The 23,038-nt window shown below is 70.6% G+C and carries 16 protein-coding genes and 3 pseudogenes; 11 read left to right on the top strand and 8 right to left on the bottom strand.

Translation table 11 applies throughout. From position 1 onward, the window contains the following. The first annotated feature begins 46 nt into the window (after positions 1 to 46). The gene (locus tag OHA64_RS13470) at positions 47 to 226 is read left to right on the top strand and encodes a hypothetical protein (protein WP_405612513.1); all 180 of its coding nucleotides are present in this window, start codon (positions 47 to 49) and stop codon (positions 224 to 226) included. Here the strand turns inward: OHA64_RS13470 and OHA64_RS13465 are convergent. Further along, positions 216 to 1,016, bottom strand: a complete 801-nt coding sequence (locus OHA64_RS13465) for a site-2 protease family protein (protein WP_405612511.1) — start codon at positions 1,014 to 1,016, stop codon at positions 216 to 218. The genes OHA64_RS13470 and OHA64_RS13465 overlap by 11 nt on opposite strands. A 208-nt stretch (positions 1,017 to 1,224) precedes the next feature. On the opposite strand from OHA64_RS13465, the gene OHA64_RS13460 reads away from it, so the two are divergent. After that, entirely contained in the window at positions 1,225 to 4,596 is a 3,372-nt protein-coding gene (locus OHA64_RS13460) for an AfsR/SARP family transcriptional regulator (protein WP_405612509.1), read from the top strand. Positions 4,597 to 4,648: 52 nt separating this feature from the next. Here OHA64_RS13460 and OHA64_RS13455 read toward each other — a convergent pair whose 3' ends face one another. The 3 genes from OHA64_RS13455 to OHA64_RS13445 are packed head-to-tail and all read right to left on the bottom strand — an operon-like array spanning position 4,649 to position 6,938. Further along, entirely contained in the window at positions 4,649 to 5,467 is an 819-nt protein-coding gene (locus OHA64_RS13455; protein ID WP_405612507.1) for an ABC transporter permease, read from the bottom strand. Beyond that, the gene (locus OHA64_RS13450; RefSeq protein ID WP_405612505.1) at positions 5,464 to 6,489 is read right to left on the bottom strand and encodes an ATP-binding cassette domain-containing protein; all 1,026 of its coding nucleotides are present in this window, start codon (positions 6,487 to 6,489) and stop codon (positions 5,464 to 5,466) included. Before OHA64_RS13450 ends, OHA64_RS13455 begins: the two co-directional genes overlap by 4 nt. Before the next feature lie 56 nt (positions 6,490 to 6,545). After that, positions 6,546 to 6,938 carry a DUF397 domain-containing protein gene (locus tag OHA64_RS13445; RefSeq protein WP_405612503.1) on the bottom strand — a complete coding sequence of 131 codons (393 nt, stop codon included), beginning with the start codon at positions 6,936 to 6,938 and terminating at the stop codon, positions 6,546 to 6,548. Between OHA64_RS13445 and OHA64_RS13440 the strand changes: the two are divergent. Continuing rightward, a pseudogene (locus tag OHA64_RS13440) lies at positions 6,913 to 7,222 on the top strand (ATP-binding protein); the annotation flags it as partial. The gene OHA64_RS13445 and the pseudogene OHA64_RS13440 sit on opposite strands and share 26 nt — an antisense overlap. A 325-nt stretch (positions 7,223 to 7,547) precedes the next feature. Here the strand turns inward: OHA64_RS13440 and OHA64_RS13435 are convergent. From OHA64_RS13435 to panB, 3 genes and pseudogenes are all read right to left on the bottom strand, one after another. Next, positions 7,548 to 8,858 (bottom strand): hypothetical protein, encoded by a 1,311-nt coding sequence (locus OHA64_RS13435; RefSeq protein ID WP_405612501.1) that lies wholly within the window; start codon positions 8,856 to 8,858, stop codon positions 7,548 to 7,550. Positions 8,859 to 8,996: 138 nt separating this feature from the next. Further along, positions 8,997 to 9,164: pseudogene (locus tag OHA64_RS13430) on the bottom strand (IS5/IS1182 family transposase); the annotation flags it as partial. Positions 9,165 to 9,303: 139 nt separating this feature from the next. Further along, on the bottom strand, positions 9,304 to 10,182 hold the full coding sequence (gene panB, locus OHA64_RS13425) for a 3-methyl-2-oxobutanoate hydroxymethyltransferase (protein WP_405612499.1): 879 nt from the start codon (positions 10,180 to 10,182) through the stop codon (positions 9,304 to 9,306). A gap of 181 nt (positions 10,183 to 10,363) precedes the next feature. On the opposite strand from panB, the gene OHA64_RS13420 reads away from it, so the two are divergent. The 4 genes and pseudogenes from OHA64_RS13420 (at position 10,364) to OHA64_RS13405 (ending at position 15,318) form a co-directional block, all read left to right on the top strand. Then, positions 10,364 to 11,947: an MFS transporter gene (locus OHA64_RS13420; RefSeq protein WP_405612497.1), complete on the top strand. Its 1,584-nt coding sequence runs from the start codon at positions 10,364 to 10,366 to the stop codon at positions 11,945 to 11,947. Positions 11,948 to 12,038: 91 nt separating this feature from the next. Beyond that, positions 12,039 to 12,692 carry a TetR/AcrR family transcriptional regulator gene (locus tag OHA64_RS13415; protein ID WP_405623963.1) on the top strand — a complete coding sequence of 218 codons (654 nt, stop codon included), beginning with the start codon at positions 12,039 to 12,041 and terminating at the stop codon, positions 12,690 to 12,692. A 344-nt stretch (positions 12,693 to 13,036) separates the two neighbouring features. Next, positions 13,037 to 13,997 (top strand): annotated as a pseudogene (locus OHA64_RS13410) (endonuclease/exonuclease/phosphatase family protein); the annotation flags it as partial. Between the two features lie 103 nt (positions 13,998 to 14,100). Beyond that, entirely contained in the window at positions 14,101 to 15,318 is a 1,218-nt protein-coding gene (locus OHA64_RS13405; protein ID WP_405612495.1) for an MFS transporter, read from the top strand. Between the two features lie 203 nt (positions 15,319 to 15,521). On the opposite strand, the gene glnA is transcribed toward OHA64_RS13405, so the two are convergent. Beyond that, positions 15,522 to 16,883 carry a type I glutamate--ammonia ligase gene (gene glnA, locus OHA64_RS13400; RefSeq protein WP_405612493.1) on the bottom strand — a complete coding sequence of 454 codons (1,362 nt, stop codon included), beginning with the start codon at positions 16,881 to 16,883 and terminating at the stop codon, positions 15,522 to 15,524. Positions 16,884 to 17,222: 339 nt separating this feature from the next. Here glnA and OHA64_RS13395 point away from each other — a divergent pair, with 339 nt between their 5' ends. The 4 genes from OHA64_RS13395 to OHA64_RS13380 all read left to right on the top strand — a co-directional run bounded on the left by OHA64_RS13395 (position 17,223) and on the right by OHA64_RS13380 (position 23,014). Further along, on the top strand, positions 17,223 to 17,903 hold the full coding sequence (locus OHA64_RS13395; protein WP_405612491.1) for a DUF3105 domain-containing protein: 681 nt from the start codon (positions 17,223 to 17,225) through the stop codon (positions 17,901 to 17,903). Then, positions 17,900 to 18,517 (top strand): DUF305 domain-containing protein, encoded by a 618-nt coding sequence (locus tag OHA64_RS13390; RefSeq protein ID WP_405612489.1) that lies wholly within the window; start codon positions 17,900 to 17,902, stop codon positions 18,515 to 18,517. Before OHA64_RS13395 ends, OHA64_RS13390 begins: the two co-directional genes overlap by 4 nt. A gap of 162 nt (positions 18,518 to 18,679) precedes the next feature. Next, on the top strand, positions 18,680 to 20,620 hold the full coding sequence (locus tag OHA64_RS13385; RefSeq protein ID WP_405612487.1) for a protease pro-enzyme activation domain-containing protein: 1,941 nt from the start codon (positions 18,680 to 18,682) through the stop codon (positions 20,618 to 20,620). Between the two features lie 348 nt (positions 20,621 to 20,968). Continuing rightward, on the top strand, positions 20,969 to 23,014 hold the full coding sequence (locus OHA64_RS13380; protein ID WP_405612485.1) for an NAD(+) synthase: 2,046 nt from the start codon (positions 20,969 to 20,971) through the stop codon (positions 23,012 to 23,014). The last annotated feature ends 24 nt before the right edge of the window (positions 23,015 to 23,038 follow it).

The raw sequence follows: 23,038 nt of genomic DNA, 5'->3' as shown, positions 1-23,038 counted from the left end.
ACACTGGTCGAACCCGGCCCGTGTCCCCCGACAGGAGAACCCCCGCATGCCCCGCCTGGCCCTCTACGCCCTTGTCGTCTGCGTCCTCGCCGTCGCCGCGGCGGTCGTCTCCTTCACGCGGGGCAACCTCCTCGGGATCGTGTGGGTACTGCTCGCGGGCCTCTCGTCCAACATGTGCTGGTACTACGTGAAGCGCGAGAAGGACCGGAAGTCCGTCACGGGCTGACCGAGCAGAACTCGTTCGTGCCCTGCCAGAAGCGGTAGAACTCCTGCCCGCAGTACGTGTCCAGATCGCTGATCCCGAGGCTCTTCAGGATCGCGTCGACCACGTCGAAGAACGCGCTGTTGACCGCGGGCAACCACAGCAGCGCGAACACGAACAGCAGGCCGAACGGCGCGAACGGCTCCACCTGGCGCTTGATCTTGTACGACAGCCAGGGCTCGACGACCCCATAGCCGTCCAGGCCCGGCACCGGCAGGAAGTTCAGGATCGCGGCCGTGACCTGGAGCAGGGCGAGGAAGGCCAGCGCGAACCGGAAGTCCGACGGCACCCCGTCCAGCGCGTCCAGCCAGAACGGGGCCGTGCACACGATCGCGAACAGGACGTTCGTCAGCGGACCGGCCGCCGAGATCAGGCTGTGCCGCCAGCGCCCCCGGATCCGGTCCCGCTCGATGAACACGGCACCACCGGGCAACCCGATACCGCCCATGATCACGAAGATCACCGGGAGCACGATGCTGAGCAGGGCGTGCGTGTACTTCAGCGGGTTCAGCGTGAGATAGCCCTTCGCGCCCACGGAGATGTCGCCGCTGTGCAGGGCGGTGCGGGCGTGCGCGTACTCGTGCAGACACAGCGAGACGATCCAGGCGGCCGTCACGAACAGGAACACGGCCACGCCGGGCTGTGCCGCGAACCCGGTCCAGGTGGCCCAGCCGGTGACCGCCGTGACGGCTAGGATCCCGACGAAGACGGGGCTGATCCGCCGGTCGCTGTGACGGGTGGTGGCGGTGGTCATGGGGCTCCCTGGACAGTCGTGCACGCAGTGGGACTGCCCGACCGTACCGGGCGTACGGGGAGAACGTCGCGGAGTGCCCCAGGGGTTCCGGTCTCCCGGTTCCATTCGGCCACGCCCGCCGCGACCCCGCCGCCGATCACCGGCCGATCACCTCGGTACCCGCCACACCGCGGAAACCACGTGACCGGCTCCGACGCCACCGGAGACAATGGACCCCGTGCGCTACCGCATACTCGGCACCACCCAGGTACTTCGCCCCGACGGTACGTCCGTCCCGGTCGGCGGGGCGCGGCTGCGTGCGTTGCTGACCGTCCTCGCCCTGCGGCCCGGCCGCACCGTACCCACCAGCCTTCTGGTGGACGAGGTGTGGGACGGTGACCCGCCCGCCGACGCGACCGGCGCGCTGCAGGCGCTGGTGGGCCGGCTGCGCCGGGCGCTGGGCGCGGACGCGGTCGCCTCCGTCGACGGCGGCTACCGTCTCACCGCCCCGCCCGACGACATCGACCTGCACCGTTTCGAGCGGCTGGCCGGCGACGGCACCCGGGCGCTGGCCGACGGCGACCCCGCCAAGGCGGCCGTCGTCCTCGACGACGCCCTCGCCCTGTGGCGCGGACCGGCCCTCGCCGACCTTCCCGACCGCACCGCCGAGGCGGCCCGCTGGGAGACCCGGCGCCTCGACGTGCTGCGCGCCCGCCACACCGCCGCCCTCACCCTCGGCCACGCCGACCAGTCCCTGCCCGAACTGACCGCCCTGTGCGACAGCCACCCCCTGGACGAGTCCCTCCAGGCCCTGCGCCTGCGCGCCCTGCGCGACGCCGGCCGCACGGCACAGGCCCTGGCCGCCTACGAGGACGTACGCCGACTGCTGGCGGACCAGCTGGGGACGGACCCGGGGCCGGAACTGAGGCACCTGCACGGCGAGTTGCTGCACCTTTCGACCGGCGCCGCCGACAGCGCCGCGTCCGCCCCGTCCGCCCCGCCGCCCCGCCCCGGGACCGTCCCGCACGCCTCGGCCGCCCGGGCGCCCGGCGTCGGCCCCGGTGTTCCTCTCGGCGCTGCCGAGCCCGCGACGCCCGTGGGCAACCTCCGTGCCCGACTCACCTCCTTCGTCGGCCGGGAGGCCGACATCGAGGCGATCCGGGGGGACCTCTCGGCGGCGCGGCTCGTCACGCTGCTCGGGCCCGGCGGGGCGGGGAAGACACGGCTGTCGCAGGAGGTCGCCGAGACCGTCCGGGACGCGGCTCGGGACGGGGCGTGGCTGGCCGAGCTGGCGCCCGTCGACGACCCGGACGCGGTACCGGAGGCCGTGCTCACCGCCGTGGGCGCGCGCGAGACCGTGCTGTACGGTGCCGGCGCGGAGGCCATGCGGGCCGCCGGGGGCGAGCGGCACGACGACCCCGTCGAGCGGCTCGCCGAACACTGCGGCAGGCGCCGGATGCTGGTCATCCTCGACAACTGCGAGCATGTCGTCGGCGCCGCCGCCCGGCTCGTCCAGGAGTTGCTGGAGCGCTGCCCCGGACTGACGGTACTGGCCACCAGCCGTGAACCCCTCGGCGTACCGGGGGAGTTGCTGCGCCCCGTGGAGCCGCTGCCCGAGCCGGTCGCGCTACGGCTGATGGCCGAGCGCGGCGCGGCGGCCAGGCCCGGCTTCGGTGTCGAGGAGGATCCCGACGCCTGCGCGGAGATCTGCCGGCGCCTCGACGGCCTGCCCCTCGCCATCGAGCTCGCCGCCGCCCGGCTACGGATGCTGACCCCGCGTCAGATCGCCGACCGGCTCGACGACCGCTTCCGCCTGCTCACCTCCGGCAGCCGTACCGTCCTGCCCCGCCAGCAGACGCTCAGGGCCGTCGTCGACTGGTCCTGGGAGCTGCTCGACGAGGCCGAACGGGACGTGCTGAGACGGCTGTCGGTGTTCGCGGGCGGCTGCGACCTGGCCGCCGCCGAGGCCGTGTGCGGGCCGGCCGCGCTGGAGGCGCTCGGCTCACTCGTCGACAAGTCCCTCGTGGTGGCGGCTCCTTCGGGCGACGGCGGGATGCGTTACCGGCTCCTGGAGACCGTCGCCGAGTACGCGAGTGAGCGCCTCGACGAGGCCGGGCGGCGCCCGGACGCGGAGCGCGCGCACCTGACGCACTACCGCGAACTGGCCGGAGTCACGGACCCGTTACTGCGCGGCTACCGCCAACTCGCGGCGATCGAACGGCTGGAGCGCGAGCACGAGAACATGCGCACCGCCCTGCGCCACGCCGTCGCGCTGCGCGACGAGCAGGAGGCGCTGTTCCTGGTGCTCGCGCTGGCCTGGTACTGGCAGATGCGCGACCTGCGCATCGAGGCCCGCAACTGGTCCCGTGAGGTGCAGACCCTCGGCCCCAACCCCTTCGCCCGCCCCGTCCGTCACGCCGCCCCGGTGTGGGAGCGCTGCACGGAGGTGCCGCTCCCCTGGACCGGCGAGGTCCTCGAGGAGGCCCGACGGGGCCTGCACCTCGTCCATCTGTTCACGATGGACACGGAGTTGGACGCCTGGCAGACCCCCGAGGCACAGGAGAAGCTGCGTGTCATCGCCGCGACCTACGAGCCCGGCCACCCGCAGACCTGCCGCAGCCCCGGCTCCCTCTGGTACTTCGCCGTCATGCTGACCGCCGACATGGACCGGGTGCGCGCGATCGTCGACGCGAGCGTCCGGACCTGCCGCGAGGCGCCCGGCTACGAGTGGGAGCTCGCCACGAGCCTGCAGATGCGCGCCAACCTGCTCGCCAACCGCAGCGACTGGGCGGGTGACGCGACCCGTGACGCCGACGAGGCGCTGGAGATCTACCGGCGTCTCGGGGACCTGTGGGGCACCGCCGAGGCGCTCTCCGCCCGCGGCGAGTCCCATGAGCGCAGAGGGAACCACCGGGCGGCCGCCGCCGACTACGAGGCCGCGATCGAGTACGCCGAACGGCTCGGCGCCCGTGCCCAGAAGGCCGTCCTCAGTGCGCGCCTGGGCAGCGCCCTCATGGAGGCCGGCCAGGCCGAGCGCGGTGAGCGCCTGCTGTGGGACGTGGTCGCCCTGAAGGACGGTCCGGGCAGCGACGCCGTGCCCCCCGCCCGGCTCTTTCTCGCGGGCCGGCTCGGAATGACCGGCCGTCTCACCGAGGCGCGCGAGCAGTTCAGGCTGCTCCGCGAGGAGTTCCGCATCGCCCACTTCGTCGTCTTCGACGCGTTCATCCTGGGCGGGGAGGCCTGCCTGGACGCGGTCGAAGGACACGCCGAGGAGTCCCTGGTCAAGATCCGGCGGGCGCTGGAGCTGGCCGCCGATCAGCTGTCCCGGACGATCGCGCCCCAGATGCGTTCCTCGTATCTGACGATCGCCGCGCTGGGCCTCGCCGGCGTGGACGGCGGCCGTCGCGCCCGGGACGCCGCCCGCTGCATCGGTGCCGCGGACGCCGCCCTGCCGCCCACCCACGTCGCCTCCTCGTTGGAGCGCGACGTCCACGACCGGGCCGCGACGGCGGCCCGTGCCGTGCTCGGCGACGAGGAGTACGAGGCCGCGTACGAGGAGGGCGGCGGCCTCTCTCCCGAGGAGGCCGCCGCCCTGGTCTGACGCGGATCTGACGCGGATCTGACGCGCATTTGACGCGGACTGATCGTGGACGTCAGCTCTTGGTGCGGAACTTGTGGATCGCGACCGGGGCCATCACCGCGGTGAGCGCCACCGACCAGGCGAGGGTCACCCACAGCCCGTGCGCGACCGGGCCGCCGACCATCAGTCCGCGCGCCGCGTCGGCGAGCGAGGACAGCGGGTTGTAGTCGGTGAAGTTCTGCAGCCAGCCCGGCATGGACTGGGTCGGCGCGAAGATCGACGAGCCGAACTGCAGCGGCATCAGCACCAGGAAGCCCATCGCCTGCACCGACTGTGCGCTTTTCATGACCACGCCGAGGGTGAGGAACACCCACATCAGGGCCGAGCCGAACACCGCGGACAGACCCACGGAGGCCAGCAGTCCGGCCCAGTTGGTGATGTGAAAGCCGACCAGGACGCCGATGACCATCAGAACGGCGGTCGCGATCAGCATCCGCATCAGTTCCACCGCGATCTTGGCGAACAGCACGGAGCCGCGCCCGATCGGCAGGGACCGGAACCGGTCCATGACTCCGCTGTTGAAGTCCGTGTTGAAGCCGGTGCCGACCCCCTGGGCCATGTTCATGCCCATCATGGCCATCAGCCCGGGCACGACGTACTGGACGTAGGCCTCCTGGCCGCCACCGAGCGACTGCCCGATGGAACCGCCGAAGACGTAGACGAACAGCAGGGTGAAGATGACCGGGAACAGGATGGCGTCGAACATCGACTCGGGATCCTGCCGGATCCACAGCAGGTTGCGGCGGATCAGCGCGCCGGTGTGGCGCAGGTGGCCGCGCAGCGGGATACGGGCGTCGGCGTCGGCTGTCGTGGTGGCGGTGGCGGCGCTCATACGGCGACCTCCTCGCGGGTCTCGGCGGGCACGGTGTCCTGTGGGGCACTGGCGCGGTGGCCGGTGAGGGACAGAAACACCTCGTCCAGGCTGGGGAGTTCGGTGCTGATGGAGGAGAGCGTGATGCCGCGCGCCATGACCGCGCCGACCACGGCGGTCAGCTGCTCGTCGTTGAGGATCGGGACCAGGACGGTGCCGCTGTCGGCGTCCACGGTGGTGGTCGCCAGGCCGGTGATGCCGAGGTCGTCCAACGCCGAGGCGAGCGGCCGCAGTTGCATCGGATCGGCGGGCCGGACCCGCAGCGTGCGGCCGCCGACCGTCGCCTTCAGCTCGTCGATGGCGCCCTTCGCGATGACCTTGCCGCGGTCCACGACGGTCAGCTCGGACGCGAGCTGCTCGGCCTCCTCCATGTACTGGGTGGTCAGCAGGACCGTCACCCCGTCGCCGACCATGGCCTTGACCTCGGTCCACACCTCCTGGCGGGTGCGAGGGTCGAGTCCGGTGGTCGGTTCGTCGAGGAACAGCACCTCCGGGCGCCCGATCATGGAGGCGGCGAGGTCGAGCCGCCGCCGCATGCCGCCCGAGTACGTGCTCGCCGGCCGCTTGGCGGCGTCGGTCAGCGAGAACCGCTCCAGCAGCTCGTCGGCGCGCCTGCGGGCCTCCTTGAGGGGCAGGTCGAGCAGCCGCCCGATCATGTAGAGGTTCTCCCAGCCGGGAAGCTTCTCGTCCACCGATGCGTACTGCCCGGTGAGTCCGATCACCCGGCGCAGTTGCCGCGGCTGCCGCACGACGTCGTATCCGGCCACCGTCGCCTGGCCGGCGTCGGGGGCGAGCAGGGTGGACAGGATGCGTACGAGGGTGGTCTTGCCGGCGCCGTTCGGCCCGAGCACACCCATCACGGTGCCCTCCCGCACGTCCAGGTCGACGCCGTCCAGCGCCTTGGTCTCGCCATAGTGCTTGACCATCCCCCGCACGGTGACGGCTGTCTTCCCGTCGTTGGGGTTCTTGTCGATTCGCGTCATGACAAGGACGGTGTCAGGCACCACCGACAAACCGCCTACACCGCGCCGACACTCACCTACAGGGGACCGACAGCCCCTACAGGGCACCGACAGCGGGTACGACCGTCGCTGGGGGCTCCGCCCCGTGCGCGAAACAGGCCTGCCCACCGGCCGGTCAGTTCGTCGTCCTTGAGCGCGGCGACGAAGGGGGCCCAGGCGTGGGCGGTGAGGAGGAGGGCGGGGCCGTCGGGGACGGCCTTGGAGTCGCGCACGGGGACGAGGCCGGCGAGGTTGTCGGCGACCTCTACGCAGTCGCCGCCGTCACCGTTGCTGTAGCTCGACTTGCGCCAGAGGGCGGCGCCGGGGAAGTCGCCGGCCATCTCCTGGGGCGGCAGGATCGGATCGACGATCAACGACTCGTGCAGGATCGCCCAGTACTCCGGCGCAGGTGAGTTGGTGACGAACGTCATCGATTCTCGGCGAGGGCACCCCGGTGGCCGTCCGAGTCACCGGCACGGACCGCGGCCGCACCCGCGTCGAGGTCACCGACCCCGATCCGCGCGCCCTGCCCGTACTCGTGCATGCCACCGCCACTGAAGAGTCCGGCCGCGGCCTCGCTCTCCTCACCGCGCTCGCGCGGTCTTGGGGCGTGGAACAAGGGGCGGACCGCAAAACGGTCTGGTGCGAACTGGAGGGCGCCGCGCCGAGTGAGGAGCGGGTCGAGGCCGTCACGTCGGCGCGCAGTTCCCGGTAGGCGTGGTGTCCTGCCGCCCATTGTTCGAGCGATCGACAGCGTAAACAAAGCCGGCACCCCGAACCGCGGGCTGCTCCAACGCGACTTTGCGGACGCCCCCTGGCGCGGAGGTGTGCGTGACGCCGCTGTGCCGCACGCTCAGCGAGGAGAAGCCGTAGCGGCCCACCGTGGACAGCGCGACGGTCCACGCCACTGCGAACCAGAGGCCCCGCTCGACGGCGCCGCCGCGTGGCCGCGAAGGGGAGCCGTACGCCCAGGGCGTCACGGTCGTGAGGCCGCAGCCGCCGGGGCGGCTGCGGCCGGGGGTGGGACTTCGCGGGACTGGTTACGAGGGACCGGCCGTCACCGGGTTCAGGTAGAAGTAGTACTTGCGGGCGTCTTCCGGGTGCTTGTCTCCCTGGCCGATCCAGTGTCCGAGGGCCGGGGCCCGGTCCAGGACGGAGGCGTCGAAGCCGGTGGCCTCGTTGGTGAGCACGTGCATGTTGGGAAGGCGCGGGTCAGGGGAGGTCAGGCTGAAGTTCTGGCTGGCGCCAAGGTCCGGGAGGCCCGGAGGGTGCTCGAGGGGGCGGCAGTCCTGGAGGACGTAGCGATCGCCGGGCCGTCCCAACGGGCCGTTTTCGACATCGAGGCACTTGGGCTTGTCGGGCGGTGACGTCATGCTGACGATCCGGAACGTCTTCTTCTTGCCGTCCTGGGAGACACCGGACGGCTGGAACACCCAGTCCTCGTCCCGGTTCGAGGACACTGGTTCGGTGCTCGCGGGGGTGCCGTCGCGTGACCCGGGGCCCCAGACGCCCAGATCCTCGCCGTTGCCGACGTTGTGGACCGCTACTCCGTGCTCCCCGGCGGCCCGCAGCGTGCCGAACTCGACGGGCCAGTGGTCGCTGGCCGCGTTCGGCCCGACACCCGCCCGCCACCGGTCGGTGGTCACGTTGGACACGCCGTAGTCCCACTCGTGGCCGCTTCGATGGGTTGCCCGACCGCTGTTGTAGATGCGGCTGCCGTTCGGTATGTCCGGCAACAGCTGCCGGGGCTCACGGTTGAAGTCGCCCAGCACCATCCAGTCGATTCCGGCGATCCGTGCAGTGTCCTCGGCTCGGCGAAGGAGCGCGGGCGCGTCCGCACCGGCGGGGCTGTACGGGGCGCGGCGCCCGGCGGACGCGTGAGCCGAGGCGAACATCATGCTACGGGTCATGTCGACCACCGCCAGCATCGACCGGTAGGGGGCGGTGATCTCGAAATACACGTCCGACTGAAAAGACGTGACCATACCGAGGGTCCGTGACGGCTGCCGAAGGACGTAGAGGTAGCGCTGGCGATCTCCCCTCTGCCAGGTGTAACGCTCGACGTTCCCCTGCACCCGTGGTTGCTGTCCCTGGACCTCCGCGGGCAGAGCCTGCGGCAGTTCCTGAAGCGCGACCACGTGGTGCGGCCCGCCCAACTCCCAGGCCTTGTTCCAGTTGTCCCGGCTGTATTGCATGTTCCACGTGGCGGGCGACAACTCGTCCGCGGGCGACGATGCCGCGTGAGCCTGTCCGGGCCAGGCGGCGAGAGCCCCGGACAGTAGCAGCAGTAATGCCGCCAGGACGGACGCGGTGCGGGTGACGGGCCTTGTTCCATTAAGTGCGTGCATCATCCAACCGTCTCAGGCGGCCCGGCCGGACGAGTACGGGGGGTCAAACCGTTGCGTGAGGTCGAGGAGGCGTTGAGGGCCGATGCCGCGCAGCTGTCCGACGACCGCGACGGCGACATTGTCGGGCTGGTGTCCGGACGTACGTCGCCGTCGGCCCGCGATCTGATCGGCCCGCTCGGGGATCGTGCAGGCAATGCCGCGACGTCGCAGGTAGGCACGGACCTTCCGCGAGGAGTAGCCCTTGTCCGCCACCACCCACGCTGGACGGGGCCTGGGTTGTTTTCGGCCGGTGCGAGGGATACGGATCTGTCGAACCGCAGGCCGAAGCCCTCAGGACGGTCGGTAGTCCCAACGGGGCAGCCCGCCGACGGGGGAAGATCGGCGGGCTGCCATGGTGCCGCAGTGGCTCAGCTCGGCTCAGTGCGCCGAGTACTCCTCCAGCGGGAACTCAGTGGACGGAGTGCTCCTCCAGCGGAAACGTGCCGCCGACCACGTCCTCCGCGAACGCCTTCACCGCGTTCCCCATGACCTCACGCAGGTTCGCGTACTGCTTCACGAACTTCGGCACCCGGCCTCCCGTCAGACCGAGGATGTCCGTCCACACCAGTACCTGCGCGTCGGTCTCGGGGCCGGCGCCGATTCCCACCGTCGGAATGTGCAGCACCCGGGTCACCTCGGCCGCCAGCTCCGCCGGAACCAGCTCCAGGACCACCGCGAACGCCCCGGCGTCCTGCACGGCCTTCGCGTCCCGCAGCAGCTGCTGGGCCGCCTCCTCGCCGCGCCCCTGGACGCGGTAGCCCATGGCGTTGACGGACTGGGGGGTGAGTCCGATGTGGGCCATCACCGGGATCCCGGACTCCACCAGCAGCTCGATCTGCCGGTGCGAGCGCTCCCCGCCCTCCAGCTTGACCGCCCCGACCCCGGCCTCCTTGACCAGTCGGGTCGCCGAGCGCAGCGCCTGCACCGGGCCCTCCTGGTAGGAGCCGAAGGGCAGGTCGCCGACGATCAGGGCGCGCTGGGTGCCTCGGACGACCGCCGCGGAGAGCATGGTCATCTCGTCGAGGGTGACGGGCACGGTGGTCTCGTACCCGAGGTGACAGTTGCCCGCCGAGTCGCCGACGAGCATGACCGGGATGCCGGCCTCGTCGAAGACGGACGCGGTCGTCGCGTCGTACGCGGTGAGCATGGGCCACTTCTCGCCCCGCTCCTTGGCGGCGGTGAGGTCGCGAACGGTGATACGGCGCGTGCTCTTGCCCCCGTACAGCGTCCTGCCGCTGCCGTCGGGGGTGCTGTTCGGTGCAGGCTGGGCAGCCGAGAGCTGCGTCATGACAACGGCTCCTTCAGTCATCTCGAGGCGCCCTGACGGCGTCCCCGGATCAGCTCCATGGTGGCACCTCGTGCCAGGGAGGGCTAGGGGAGGGCGGTGTGAGCGTTCCGGCACGTAAGGCCTCGGTAAAGGATTACGATACGAGACGGTGTCGTATCGAAATTGCTCTAGTCTCGACCGTATGACTTCTGCAGTCCCTGATTCCCGCATACCGGAAGCGGTGCACCGGCGCCGCTGGGCGATCCTCGGTGTGCTGATGCTGAGCCTGTTGATCGTGGTGCTCGACAACTCGATCCTGAACGTCGCCATCAAGACGATCTCCACCCCCGCCCCGACCGGCCTGGGCGCCACCCAGAGCGAGCTGGAGTGGGCGATCAACGCCTACACCCTGGTCTTCGCGGGGCTCCTCTTCAGTGCGGGCCTCCTCGGCGACCGGCTCGGCCGCAAGAGGGTGCTGCTCGGCGGTCTCCTCGTCTTCGGCATCGGCTCCGCCCTCGCCGCCACCTCCGGCTCGCCGGGCGAGCTGATCGCCTTCCGCGCGGTGATGGGCCTCGGCGCCGCCTTCGTCATGCCCGCCACCCTCGCCGTCCTCATGAACGTCTTCGAGCGCGAGGAGCAGCCCAAGGCCATCGGCATCTGGGCGGGCGGGGTCGGACTGGCCATCGCCATCGGCCCGATCACCGGCGGCGTCCTGCTCGACCACTTCTGGTGGGGCTCGGTCTTCCTCATCAACGTGCCGATCGTGGTCCTCGCCCTCGCGCTGATGCTGTGGCTGGTGCCCGACTCCCGCGACCCGAACCCCGGCCGGATCGACCCCGTCGGCGTCGTGCTGTCCGTCGTCGGCCTGGTCCTGCTCGTCTACGGGATCATCAAGGGCGGCCAGCTCGCCGACTTCACCGACGCGACCGTCCTCGCGACCATCGGCGCCGGTCTGGCCGTACTCGTCGCCTTCGTCGTGTTCGAGAAGCGCAGCAGCCACCCGTCCATCGATGTCACGTACTTCAAGAACAAGGTGTTCTCGGCCGCGATCGCCGCCATCGCGCTGGTCTTCTTCGCGCTGATGGGCGTGACCTTCTTCTCGGTCTTCTACACCCAGAGCGTGCGCGGCTACTCCCCGCTGCAGACCGGTCTGCTGATGCTGCCGCTGGCCGCCGCCCAGATGATCTTCGCGCCACGCGCCCGGCTGGTCGTGGACCGCTTCGGATACCGGGCCACCACCACGGGCGGCATGGCGGTCATCGCCGCGATGCTGGCCGCGTTCGCCACCCTGGAGGCGGACACGCCGATCTGGCTCCTGGAGGTGATCTTCTTCCTCATGGGCACCGGCATGGCGCACATCATGACCCCGGTCAGCGTCGTCATCATGCAGGCCCTGCCCCGCGAGAAGGCCGGCTCCGCCTCCGCGCTCAGCAACACCTTCCGCCAGGTCGGCGGCGCCCTCGGTATCGCCGTCCTCGGCTCGGTCCTGTCCACGGCGTACCGCGGCGGCATCGAGGACAAGCTCGGCCTGCTGCCCGCGGACCTGCGGCACACCGCGGGAGAGTCCATCGAGGCGACCCTGGGAGTCGCCGCCAAGCTCGGCCCGCGGGGCAAAGCCCTCATCGACCCGGCCAACGACGCGTTCCTGCACGCGATGCACGTCACCGCACTGTGGGGAGCGGGCGTCGCGGTGGTCGGCGCGATCGTGGTGGCCGTATATCTGCCGGGAAAGCCGCCGACCCCTCAGAAGGGCGACGAGAAGCAGGAGTTGGTGGCCTCGGAGTAGCCGGCGACCGGTTCCGGTCGCGGACGGTGGGCAGCGTGTCAGCGTGGACCGGGGACAATCACCACAGCCCAGGAAAGGACGGAGCGACGTGATGGACGTGAGCGGTCTCGCCGACAGCAGCCCCCGGCAGGAGGGCCCCGCCCGGGGCCGCCCCCGGAGCGAGGCCGTGGAGCACGCCATCGTCGAAGCGGTGGTGAAGCTCCTGGAGGAGGGCGTGCCGCTCGCGGAGTTGTCCATCGAGCGCATCGCCCGTACCGCGGGAGTCGGCAAGGCCACCATCTACCGTCGCTGGAGCGGCAAGGAGGAGCTCTTCGTCGACGTCGTACGCGCGGCCGAGCCGCCGGAACCCGAGCTTCCCGGCACCTCGATGCGCGACGACCTCGTGGCCCTCCTGGAACAGCTGCGTCGGCGTGGCCTGATGACCCGTTCGTCCGTGCTCCTGCACAACGTCTACGCCCAGATGAAGAGCAGCCCCAAGATCTGGACCGCGTACCACGCGACGGTCGTGGAGCCGCGCCGTCGGCTCCAGGTCGAGATCCTGCGTCGCGGGCAGCGCAGCGGCCAACTGCGCGCCGACATAGACGTCGAGCTGATGAACGACCTGTTCGTCGGCCCCATGCTGGTGCGGACCGTGATGCGCCCGGACGCCGACCTCCCGGAGGGCCTGTCGGAGCAACTCGTCGACGCACTCCTGGAAGGACTGCGACCGGCGAGCTCACCACCCGTCAGTTCCCAGCCGGCGTAGTCCGTAGTCCGTAGCCCGCGGTTCGTGGTCAGTGGTCCGTGGTCAGTTGGTCCGTGGTCCGCATGTGCGTGTTTCGTCACAGAGCGCGCTTTCCCCGCCCGTGACCGGAACTGGCGCCGCCGACTTGTACGTCATCGTGCCCGTACGGCCGCCCCAGAGGCGGACAGGAAGGTGCCGTTCATCCCCTAGGGTCGTAGGACACGGGGGGCGAACGGTGTGCACGGCGGGCAGTGAGGCGACGGTATGGCGCAGCAGGCGTACATGACGGAGACGGACAACCAGGGCTCGGGTCACGAGCCTCGGGGAAACCGGACCCGGCGCCTGATGAACCGGCTGGCGAACCGTCTGTTCGCCGGCCGGCGGGACGACCGGGGAATCTGGCGCCGGGGCCTGGTGCTCGCCACCCTCGCGATCCTGGTCGCCCTGATCATGCTGCTGCACGCGCAGATCCCGAACGCGATCGGCAACCTCGGCAGCCTCATCGACACCTTCCTGCCCTGGCTGGGTGTGTGCGTCCCGGTCCTGATGGTGCTCGCGGTGGTGCGCAGGTCGGCGACCGCGCTGATCGCGGCGCTGCTGCCGACGATCGTCTGGCTGAACCTCTTCGGCGGGCTGCTCGGCGACAAGGCGGGCACCGGCGGCGACCTCACCGTGGCCACGCACAACGTCAACGCCGACAACCCGAACCCCGCCGGCACCGCCCGTGACGTGGCCGCGTCCGGCGCGGACGTGGTGGCGCTGGAGGAGCTGACGACCTCGGCGGTCCCCGTGTACGAGAAGGCGCTCGCGTCGACGTACAGGTACCACTCGGTGCAGGGCACGGTCGGCCTGTGGAGCAAGTACCCCATGACCGGGGTCAGGGGCGTCGACATCAAGCTCGGCTGGACGCGCGCGATGCGCGCCACCGTGACCGCGCCCGCGGGGCAGGTCGCGGTGTACGTCGCCCACATGCCGTCGGTTCGGGTGAAGATCGAGGCCGGGTTCACGGCCCGTCAGCGGGACAAGAGCGCGGACGCGCTGGGCGAGGCCATCGCCGACGAGAGGCTCACGAAGGTCGTGCTGCTCGGTGACCTGAACGGCACGATGAACGACCGCGCGCTCAACGGCGTCACCTCGCAGATGCGTTCCACGCAGGGTGCGGCGGGCAGCGGGTTCGGGTTCAGCTGGCCGGCCTCGTTCCCGATGGCGCGGATCGACCAGATCCTGGTCAAGGGGATCGAGCCCGAGGGCTCGTGGACGCTGCCGGCGACCGGGAGCGACCATCTGCCGGTCGCGGCGCGTGTGAGCGTCGACACGTCGTCCTGACCGGGACGGCTGGAATACCGGGCCAGGGCGGCTTTGTTCCGTAATTGAACATAAGAAAGACGTACGGAACTCTGCACTCCCTTTGAAAGGCAATGGTCTCTTCATGCCCCTGGCCCTGCTCGCCCTAGCCGTGGGCGCCTTCGGCATCGGTACGACCGAGTTCGTGATGATGGGCCTGCTGCCCGACGTCGCGAATGATCTGCGCATCTCGATCCCCACCGCCGGACATCTGGTCTCGGCGTACGCGCTCGGCGTGGTGATCGGCGCGCCGCTGCTGGCCGCCGTCACCGCGCGGATGCCCCGCCGCACGGTCCTGATCGGCCTGATGGCGCTGTTCGTGGCGGGCAACGTGCTCTCCGCGTTCGCCCCCGACTACCACTGGCTGCTGGCGGCCCGCTTCGTCAGCGGCCTTCCGCACGGCGCCTTCTTCGGCGTGGGCGCCGTCGTCGCCACCACGATGGTGGCGCCGGAGCGCAAGGCCCGCTCGGTGTCCCTGATGTTCCTGGGTCTGACGGTCGCCAACGTCGCGGGTGTCCCCGTCGCCACGCTCATGGGGCAGCACCTGGGCTGGCGGGCCACCTTCCTCGGCGTCGGCGCCATCGGCCTGGCGGCGATCGCCTCGCTGGCCCTGCTGATCCCGCACGACCGGACGGCGGCCCCCGAAACGGGCCTGCGCGGCGAACTCGCGGCGCTGAAGTCCCTGCCCGTCTGGCTGGCGCTCGGTACGACCGTCGCGGGCTTCGGCGCCCTCTTCGCCGCGTACAGCTACATCACGCCGATGCTGACCGACGCCGCCGGGTACGCGGACTCCAGCGTGACGCTGCTGCTGGCCCTGTTCGGTGTCGGCGCGACCGCGGGCAACCTGCTCGGCGGCCGGCTGGCCGACCACTCGCTGCGGGGCACGCTGTTCGGCGGACTGGTGTCGCTGGTGGCGGTGCTGGCGCTGTTCCCGGTGCTGATGAGCACGGCCTGGAGCGCGGCCGTGGCGGTCGTACTGCTCGGCTCGGCGGCGTTCGTCACCGGTTCCCCGCTCCAGCTGATGGTCATGGAGAAGGCCTCGGCCGCCCCGTCCCTGGCGTCCTCCGCCAACCAGGCCGCGTTCAACCTGGCGAACGCCGGGGGCGCGTGGATCGGCGGCGTCGCACTGGCCGCCGGCTTCGGCGTGACGTCTCCGGCGACGGCCGGAGCGGCCCTGGCCGTGCTCGGACTGGCGGTGGCCGGCGCGGCGTACGCCGTGGACCGCCGCCGGACCCCGGTGAGCGGCCGGGAACGCGTGGTCGCCTCCCACGTCCCGCAGGACATGGAGGCCGTGCGGTACTGAGCCGCACCGAACCGTGCGGTACCGCCCGCACGGAACCGACCTGCGCGATCCCTCCACGCCGGGCCGCGCTGCCACAGCGGCCGATCCGGCAGTGAGACGCCTCGGGGCCGACAGTCGAACGACTGTCGGCCCCGACGCGTTGGATCAGCGGCACACGCGATCAGCGGCGCGGAAACGGACCAGCACCGCGCCGTGACCAGTACCTACAGCACCGGCAGGCTCTTCCGCAGCTCGAACGCGGTCACCTCGGAGCGGTACTCCTCCCACTCCTGGCGCTTGTTGCGCAGGAAGAAGTCGAAGACGTGCTCGCCGAGGGTCTCGGCGACCAGGTCACTGCGCTCCATCAGGGTCAGTGCCTCGCCCAGGTTCTGGGGCAGCGGCTCGATGCCCATCGCGCGGCGCTCGGCGTCGGAGAGGGCCCAGACGTCGTCCTCGGCGCCCGGGGGAAGCTCGTAGCCCTCCTCGATGCCCTTGAGTCCGGCGGCCAGGAGGAGCGCGTAGGCCAGGTACGGGTTGGCGCCGGAGTCGATGGAGCGGACCTCGACACGGGCCGAGCCGGTCTTGCCGGGCTTGTACATCGGGACCCGGACCAGGGCGGAGCGGTTGTTGTGGCCCCAGCAGATGTACGAGGGGGCCTCGCCGCCGGCGCCCGCGGTGCGCTCGGTGCCGCCCCAGATGCGCTTGTAGGAGTTCACCCACTGGTTGGTGACGGCCGAGATCTCCGCCGCGTGCCGGAGCAGACCGGCGATGAAGGAGCGTCCGACCTTCGAGAGCTGGTACTCAGAGCCCGACTCGTAGAACGCGTTGCGGTCACCCTCGAACAGCGACAGGTGTGTGTGCATGCCGGAGCCCGGGTGCTCGGAGAACGGCTTCGGCATGAAGGTCGCCTGGACCCCCTGCTCCAGTGCGACCTGCTTCATGACCAGGCGGAACGTCATGATGTTGTCGGCCGTGGAGAGCGCGTCGGCGTAGCGCAGGTCGATCTCCTGCTGACCGGGGGCGCCCTCGTGGTGGGAGAACTCGACCGAGATGCCCATCGACTCCAGCATGGTGATCGCCTGACGGCGGAAGTCCATGCCGATGTTCTGCGGGGTGTGGTCGAAGTAACCCGAGTTGTCGGCCGGAGTCGGGCGCGAGCCGTCCAGCGGGCGGTCCTTCAGCAGGAAGAACTCGATCTCCGGGTGGGTGTAGAACGTGAAGCCCTGGTCGGACGTGCGGGCCAGGGCACGCTTGAGCACGTAGCGCGGGTCCGCGAAGGACGGTGAGCCGTCCGGCATGAGGATGTCGCAGAACATCCGGGCGGTGCCGGGGGCCTCCGCGCGCCAGGGCAGGACCTGGAACGTCGACGGGTCCGGCTTGGCGATCATGTCGGACTCGTATACGCGGGCGAAGCCCTCGATCGCGGAGCCGTCGAAACCGATGCCTTCGTCGAAGGCCTGTTCGAGTTCGGCCGGGGCCACGGCGACGGACTTGAGGAAGCCCAGCACGTCCGTGAACCACAGGCGTACGAACCGGATGTCGCGCTCCTCCAATGTCCGGAGCACGAACTCCTGTTGCTTGTCCATCTTCCGCTTCCCCATCCTTGCTGGTCAGGCCGCCTTTTTCCGGTCCAACGGGAGGCGGTCGGGCACCTGAGCATCCCACCACAACCGCGTTTCGTGCGCATTGCGCACCATGATCGGGAAATCGACCCGGGTGTGAACGCCTCCCATGCGGCAGGTGTACTGCTCCGCTGCCCATCTTGCCTGCTCGCACCCACATCCGTAATGCCGGGATCCTCAGGCCCTTGCTTCGGCCATGACCGAGCGGTCACGGCCAATCCCGCGCCCTCGCCACGAGAGCCCTTTCCCTCCCTATTACGATCAGCTGACCGACCGGCCCCACTTCCCCCAGAAGGACATCTCATGGGCTCCGCCAAGAACAGCAGCGCCAAAGACGGCAGTGGCACGGCGCGCAAGGCGCGCATAGAGGAGATGCGGCGCGCCGAGCAGTCCCGGGAGCGGCGCAACCGGGTCCTGACCATAGCCGCGAGCGTGGTGGTCGTCGTCGGTCTCGTCGTGGGCACGGTCGTCCTCGTACGGTCGCAGTCCGACGACGGCGGCAGCACGGCGGCCGACGGGAAGGGCAAGGGGCACTTCGTCACGGGCTCGGACGGTGTGAAGACGTGGAAGGGGACGCTGGGCCGCACCCACGTCGCCAAGACGGTGAAGTACCCGACGGAGCCCCCGGTCGGCGGTGACCACAACCAGGTCTGGATGAACTGCAACGGCGACGTCTACACCAAGGACCTCAACAACATGAACGCCGTGCACTCGCTGGAGCACGGCGCGGTGTGGGTGACGTACACCAGCAAGGCCTCGAAGGCGGACGTGGACGCGCTCGCGGCGAAGGTGAAGAAGACGCCGTACACGCTGATGAGCCCGGACGACCAGCAGAAGGACCCGATCATGCTGACCGCGTGGGGGCACCAGCGCACGGTGACCGGTGCCGACGACCCGAACGTCGACAAGTTCTTCGAGAAGTTCGTGCAGGGTGAGCAGACGCCGGAGCCGGGCGCCGCGTGCACGGGAGGTCTGCCGCAGTGAGGTTCGCGGGAGTGGCCGTCGCCGTGGCCGGGGTGCTGGTCGCGGCGGGCGCCATCAGCTACGCCGTCGCCGAGGACGGGAGTTCGGACGGCGCTCCGGGCGCCGAGTCCGCCGACGCCGGGTTCGCCCGGGACATGGCGGTGCACCACCAGCAGGCCGTCGAGATGTCGTACATCGTGCGCGACCGCACCGACGACGAGGAGGTGCGCCGTCTCGCGTACGACATCGCGCAGACGCAGGCCAACCAGCGCGGCATGCTGCTGGGCTGGCTCGACCTGTGGGGGCTGCCGAAGGTGTCCGCCAACCCGCCGATGACCTGGATGGACATGGGGGACATGCCGGCCGGCAAGGACGGGGCGCTGATGCCGGGCATGGCGACCAACAGCGAGCTGAAGAAGCTGAACACGCTGAGCGGCAAGCAGGCCGAGGTCCTCTACCTCCAGTTGATGACGGACCATCACAAGGGCGGCGTCCACATGGCCGAGGGCTGCGTGGACAAGTGCACGGTCGGGGTGGAGAAGCGGCTCGCGCAGGGCATGGTGGCCGCGCAGCAGTCGGAGATCGATCTGATGGCGGGCATGTTGAAGGAGCGGAACGCGAAAGCGCGTCCATAGCGGGTTATCCCTCGGTCTCCGTGCCGGGTTAACCCTCAAATGGCCATGTCATTAGGTTACTTGGCCCCTTCTTGGCTCTTGCATTCCCCTGGCATGAACGGTTCGTCGCGAGAGTGGCCACCGTCGAGTGATCCACTCGCGTCGAACCGCACAGGGGGTTCCATGAGATCCAAACGCGCCAAGGTGCGCGCCGGGGTGAGCATGGCAGCGACACTGCCCATGCTCGCCGGTGCGCTGGCGCTCGGCATACCCGCGGCGCACGCCGCGGACAACACGGGCCGGGACACGCTCGCGGGCACCAGGCCCGCCTGGGCCACGGCCAAGGCCGACAAGGGCGCCACCGCGGACGCCTCCCAGGTCACCGCCCGGGTCTACCTCGCCGGCCGGGACGCCGCCGGCCTCGCCGCGTACGCGAAGGCCGTGTCCGACCCGACCGCGGCGGCATACGGCAAGTACCTGAGCGCCCAGCAGACGCAGGACCGCTTCGGCGCCACCAAGGCGCAGGTCGCCGCGGTCAAGGCGTGGCTGACGTCGGCCGGTCTGAAGGTCACCGGGGTCACGCCGCACTACCTCACCGTCTCCGGTGACGTGGCCGCCGCCGAGAAGGCCTTCGGCACCCAACTGCACAACTACGCCAAGGGTTCCAAGACCTACCGCGCGCCCGCGAAGACGGCCTCCGCGCCGGACAGCCTGGGCGGCGCCGTCCTCACCGTCACCGGCCTGGACAACGCACCGCACGTGGCGCGGCACGCGGACCAACTGCCCGCTCCGGCGGCCGTGTTCAAGAACGCCGGACCGTTCTCCTCGTACTACGGCTCGAACCCCGCGAGCACCCTGCCAAACGCCTACGGCGGGAAGATCCCGTACGCCGTCCAGGGCTACACCGGCAAGCAGCTGCGCGCCGCGTACGGCGCCGGCGGCTACACGGGCAAGGGCGTGCGGGTCGCCATCACCGACGCGTACGCCTCGCCGACCATCGCCTACGACGCGGCCACCTACGCGAAGAAGCACGGCGACGCGGCCTACGCCACCGGACAGCTGCGCCAGGTCCTGCCCAAGAAGTACACGAACACCGAGGCCTGTGACGCTTCCGGCTGGTACGGCGAGGAGACCCTCGACGTCGAGGCCGTGCACGCGGTCGCACCCGCCGCGAACATCACGTACGTCGGTGCCGCCTCCTGCGGGGACGACGACCTGCTCGACTCGCTGGGCAAGGTCGTCGACAAGCACCTGGCCGACATCGTCACCAACTCCTGGGGCGACATCGAGGCCAACCAGACGCCGGACCTCGCGGCCGCCTACGACCAGGTCTTCCAGCTGGGCGCGGTCGAGGGCATCGGCTTCTACTTCTCCTCCGGTGACAACGGCGACGAGGTCGCCAACACCGGGACCAAGCAGGTCGACACCCCGGCCAACTCGGCGTGGGTGACGGCGGTCGGCGGCACCTCGCTGGCGGTCGGCAAGGGCGACAAGTACCTGTGGGAGACCGGCTGGGGCACCGAGAAGGCCACGCTGTCCGCGGACGGCAAGAGCTGGACCGACTTCCCCGGCGCGTTCACCTCGGGCGCGGGCGGCGGCACCAGCAAGACGGTCGCCGAGCCCTTCTACCAGAAGGGTGTCGTCCCGAACGCGCTCGCCACGGCCAACAGCGCCGCCGGCAACCGCGTCGTCCCGGACATCGCGGCGATCGCCGACCCGAACACCGGCTTCAAGGTCGGCCAGACGCAGACCTTCCCGGACGGGTCGCAGCAGTACAGCGAGTACCGCCTGGGCGGCACCTCGCTGGCCTCGCCGGTGATCGCGGCGGTCCAGGCGCTCGCCCAGCAGGCGCGCGGCGGCAGGGCGATCGGTTTCGCCAACCCGTCGATCTACGCGAAGTACGGCACGAAGGCGTACCACGACGTCACGGACAACCCCACGGGCTCCGGCCTCGCGGTGGCCCGCGTCGACTACGCCAACAGCTACGACGCGTCCGAGGGCCTGCTCACCTCCGTCCGCACTCTCGGCGCGGACAGCTCGCTCAAGGCCGTGAAGGGCTACGACGACGTCACCGGCGTGGGTACGCCCGGGGGCGGTTACGTGGAGTCGTACCGCCGTCGCTGACGACAGCGGCAGGGCCATGGGCGCCCGCTTCCCGACGGGGTTCGTCGGGAAGCGGGCGCTCGCGTGTACGCCCGCGCGAACGGCCGGCGCGGGCGAGCGCGAAGAGGGCGTTGCTGACGCCGCCGACGGCGAGGGTGGCGGCGACGAACAGCCAGTCACTGTTTCTCCTTCGTCGCCATCAGTCGTAGCGCAGTGGCGGCCCCCTGTCCGGATTCGCCCGGAGCGCGAACGGTGCGGGGCGGGCTGTGCTACGGGAAGGGCCGTCAGCCCATCGCGTCGCTCTGACGATTACACTGGCCGTGCGCCCGTCCCCTTCTCCCGTTCTCCCGTTCTCCCGAGGAAGCCCCGTTGAACTTCTGGTCGGTCTATCAGCACGGCTTCGCCCGCATCGCCGCGTGCACGGGCCACACCGTCATCGCGGACCCGCCGGCCAACGCCGAAGCGGTCCTGCGCCAGGCGCGCGAGTGCGCGCAGGACGGGGTCGCGGTCGCCGTCTTCCCCGAGCTGGGCCTGTGCGGCTACTCGATCGAGGACCTGCTGCTGCAGGACGCTCTGCTGGACGAGGTCGAGCAGGCGGTCCGGACCGTGGTCGAGGGGTCGGCGGACCTGCTGCCGGTCCTGGTCGTCGGCGCCCCGCTGCGCCACCGCAACCGGATCTACAACTGCGCGGTGATCGTGCACCGCGGCCGGGTCCTCGGCGTCGTGCCGAAGTCGTACCCACCGAACTACCGGGAGTTCTACGAGCGCCGGCAGCTCGCCGCGGGCGACGACGAGCGCGGCGGGACGATCCGGGTCGCCGGTGAGGCCGTGCCGTTCGGCGTGGACCTGCTCTTCGAGGCGGCGGACGTCCCCGGCCTCGTGCTGCACGCGGAGGTCTGCGAGGACATGTGGATCCCGGTGCCGCCGAGCGCCGAGGCCGCCCTGGCCGGCGCGACCGTCCTCGTCAATCTCTCGGGCAGCCCGATCACGGTCGGCCGGGCCGAGGACCGCAAGCTGCTGTGCCGCTCGGCGTCCTCCCGCTGCCTCGCCGCGTACGTCTACGCGGCGGCCGGTCTCGGCGAGTCGACCACCGACCTGTCCTGGGACGGGCAGACCCTGATCTACGAGAACGGGGCCCTGCTGGCGGAGTCCGACCGCTTCCCGACGGGCGACCAGTACGCGGTGGCCGACGTGGACCTCGACCTGCTGCGGCAGGAGCGGATGCGGATGGGCACGTTCGACGACAACCGCCGTACGCACGCCGCGCGGACCGGGGACTTCCGGACGGTGTCCTTCGCACTCGACCCGCCGGCCACGGACCTGGGGCTGCGCCGCCGCCTCGAACGGTTCCCGTTCGTGCCCGCCGACGCCGACCGGCTCGCCCTGGACTGCTACGAGGCGTACAACATCCAGGTCGCCGGACTGCAGCAGCGGCTCGCCGCGATCGGCGGCCCCAAGGTGGTCATCGGCGTGTCCGGCGGCCTCGACTCCACGCACGCGCTGATCGTCGCCGCCCAGGCGATGGACCGCGCGGGTCGCCCGCGCACCGACATCCTGGCCTTCACCCTGCCGGGCTTCGCCACCAGCGACCACACCAAGGACAACGCCCACAAGCTGATGCGCTCCCTCGGCGTCACCGCGGCCGAGCTGGACATCACGCCGACCGCGCGGCTGATGCTGAAGGAGATGGACCACCCGTTCGCCTCCGGCGCGCCGGTGTACGACGTCACCTTCGAGAACGTGCAGGCCGGGCTCCGCACCGACTACCTGTTCCGGCTCGCCAACCAGCGCGGCGGCATCGTGCTCGGGACCGGTGACCTGTCGGAACTTGCGCTCGGCTGGTCCACGTACGGCGTGGGCGACCAGATGAGCCACTACAACGTCAACTCGGGCGTCCCGAAGACCCTGATGCAGCATCTGATCCGCTGGGTCATCGGCAGCGGCCAGTTCGACGAGGACACCGGGAAGACGCTCGCCGCGATCCTCGACACCGAGATCAGCCCGGAACTCGTACCGGGCGAGGAGATGCAGTCCACCGAGTCCAAGATCGGCCCGTACGCGCTGCACGACTTCACCCTCTTCCACGTGCTGCGCTACGGCTTCCGGCCCTCGAAGATCGCCTTCCTGGCCTGGCACGCCTGGCACGACGCGGAGGCCGGCGCCTGGCCGCCCGGCTTCCCGGAGACCAAGCGGGTGGCGTACGACCTGCCCGAGATCCGGCAGTGGCTGGAGGTGTTCTGCCGTCGCTTCTTCGCGTTCGCGCAGTTCAAGCGATCCGCCATGCCGAACGGGCCGAAGGTCTCGGCCGGCGGTTCGCTCTCCCCACGCGGAGACTGGCGCGCACCGTCCGACGGCACGGCCCGCGCCTGGCTACACGACCTGGCCCGCTTCGACCTGCCGGAGACGGAGGGCTGACGGTTCAGTGGCCCCTGGTGATCT

This window comes from Streptomyces sp. NBC_00076 (genome assembly GCF_045041235.1).
Lineage (GTDB): Bacteria > Actinomycetota > Actinomycetes > Streptomycetales > Streptomycetaceae > Streptomyces.
This window is presented reverse-complemented; position numbering and strand designations above follow the sequence as displayed.

What these genes read in the sequence shown, in the direction of transcription:
- OHA64_RS13405 (WP_405612495.1), top strand. Translation starts at nt 14,101, where the DNA reads ATGCCCCTGGCCCTGCTCGCCCTAGCCGTGGGCGCCTTCGGCATCGGT.
- glnA (WP_405612493.1), bottom strand. Translation starts at nt 16,883, where the DNA reads ATGGACAAGCAACAGGAGTTCGTGCTCCGGACATTGGAGGAGCGCGAC.
- panB (WP_405612499.1), bottom strand. Translation starts at nt 10,182, where the DNA reads ATGACGCAGCTCTCGGCTGCCCAGCCTGCACCGAACAGCACCCCCGAC.
- OHA64_RS13455 (WP_405612507.1), bottom strand. Translation starts at nt 5,467, where the DNA reads ATGAGCGCCGCCACCGCCACCACGACAGCCGACGCCGACGCCCGTATC.
- OHA64_RS13395 (WP_405612491.1), top strand. Translation starts at nt 17,223, where the DNA reads ATGGGCTCCGCCAAGAACAGCAGCGCCAAAGACGGCAGTGGCACGGCG.
- OHA64_RS13470 (WP_405612513.1), top strand. Translation starts at nt 47, where the DNA reads ATGCCCCGCCTGGCCCTCTACGCCCTTGTCGTCTGCGTCCTCGCCGTC.
- OHA64_RS13465 (WP_405612511.1), bottom strand. Translation starts at nt 1,016, where the DNA reads ATGACCACCGCCACCACCCGTCACAGCGACCGGCGGATCAGCCCCGTC.
- OHA64_RS13385 (WP_405612487.1), top strand. Translation starts at nt 18,680, where the DNA reads ATGAGATCCAAACGCGCCAAGGTGCGCGCCGGGGTGAGCATGGCAGCG.
- OHA64_RS13435 (WP_405612501.1), bottom strand. Translation starts at nt 8,858, where the DNA reads ATGATGCACGCACTTAATGGAACAAGGCCCGTCACCCGCACCGCGTCC.
- OHA64_RS13450 (WP_405612505.1), bottom strand. Translation starts at nt 6,489, where the DNA reads ATGACGCGAATCGACAAGAACCCCAACGACGGGAAGACAGCCGTCACC.
- OHA64_RS13415 (WP_405623963.1), top strand. Translation starts at nt 12,039, where the DNA reads ATGGACGTGAGCGGTCTCGCCGACAGCAGCCCCCGGCAGGAGGGCCCC.
- OHA64_RS13420 (WP_405612497.1), top strand. Translation starts at nt 10,364, where the DNA reads ATGACTTCTGCAGTCCCTGATTCCCGCATACCGGAAGCGGTGCACCGG.
- OHA64_RS13445 (WP_405612503.1), bottom strand. Translation starts at nt 6,938, where the DNA reads ATGACGTTCGTCACCAACTCACCTGCGCCGGAGTACTGGGCGATCCTG.
- OHA64_RS13460 (WP_405612509.1), top strand. Translation starts at nt 1,225, where the DNA reads ATGGACCCCGTGCGCTACCGCATACTCGGCACCACCCAGGTACTTCGC.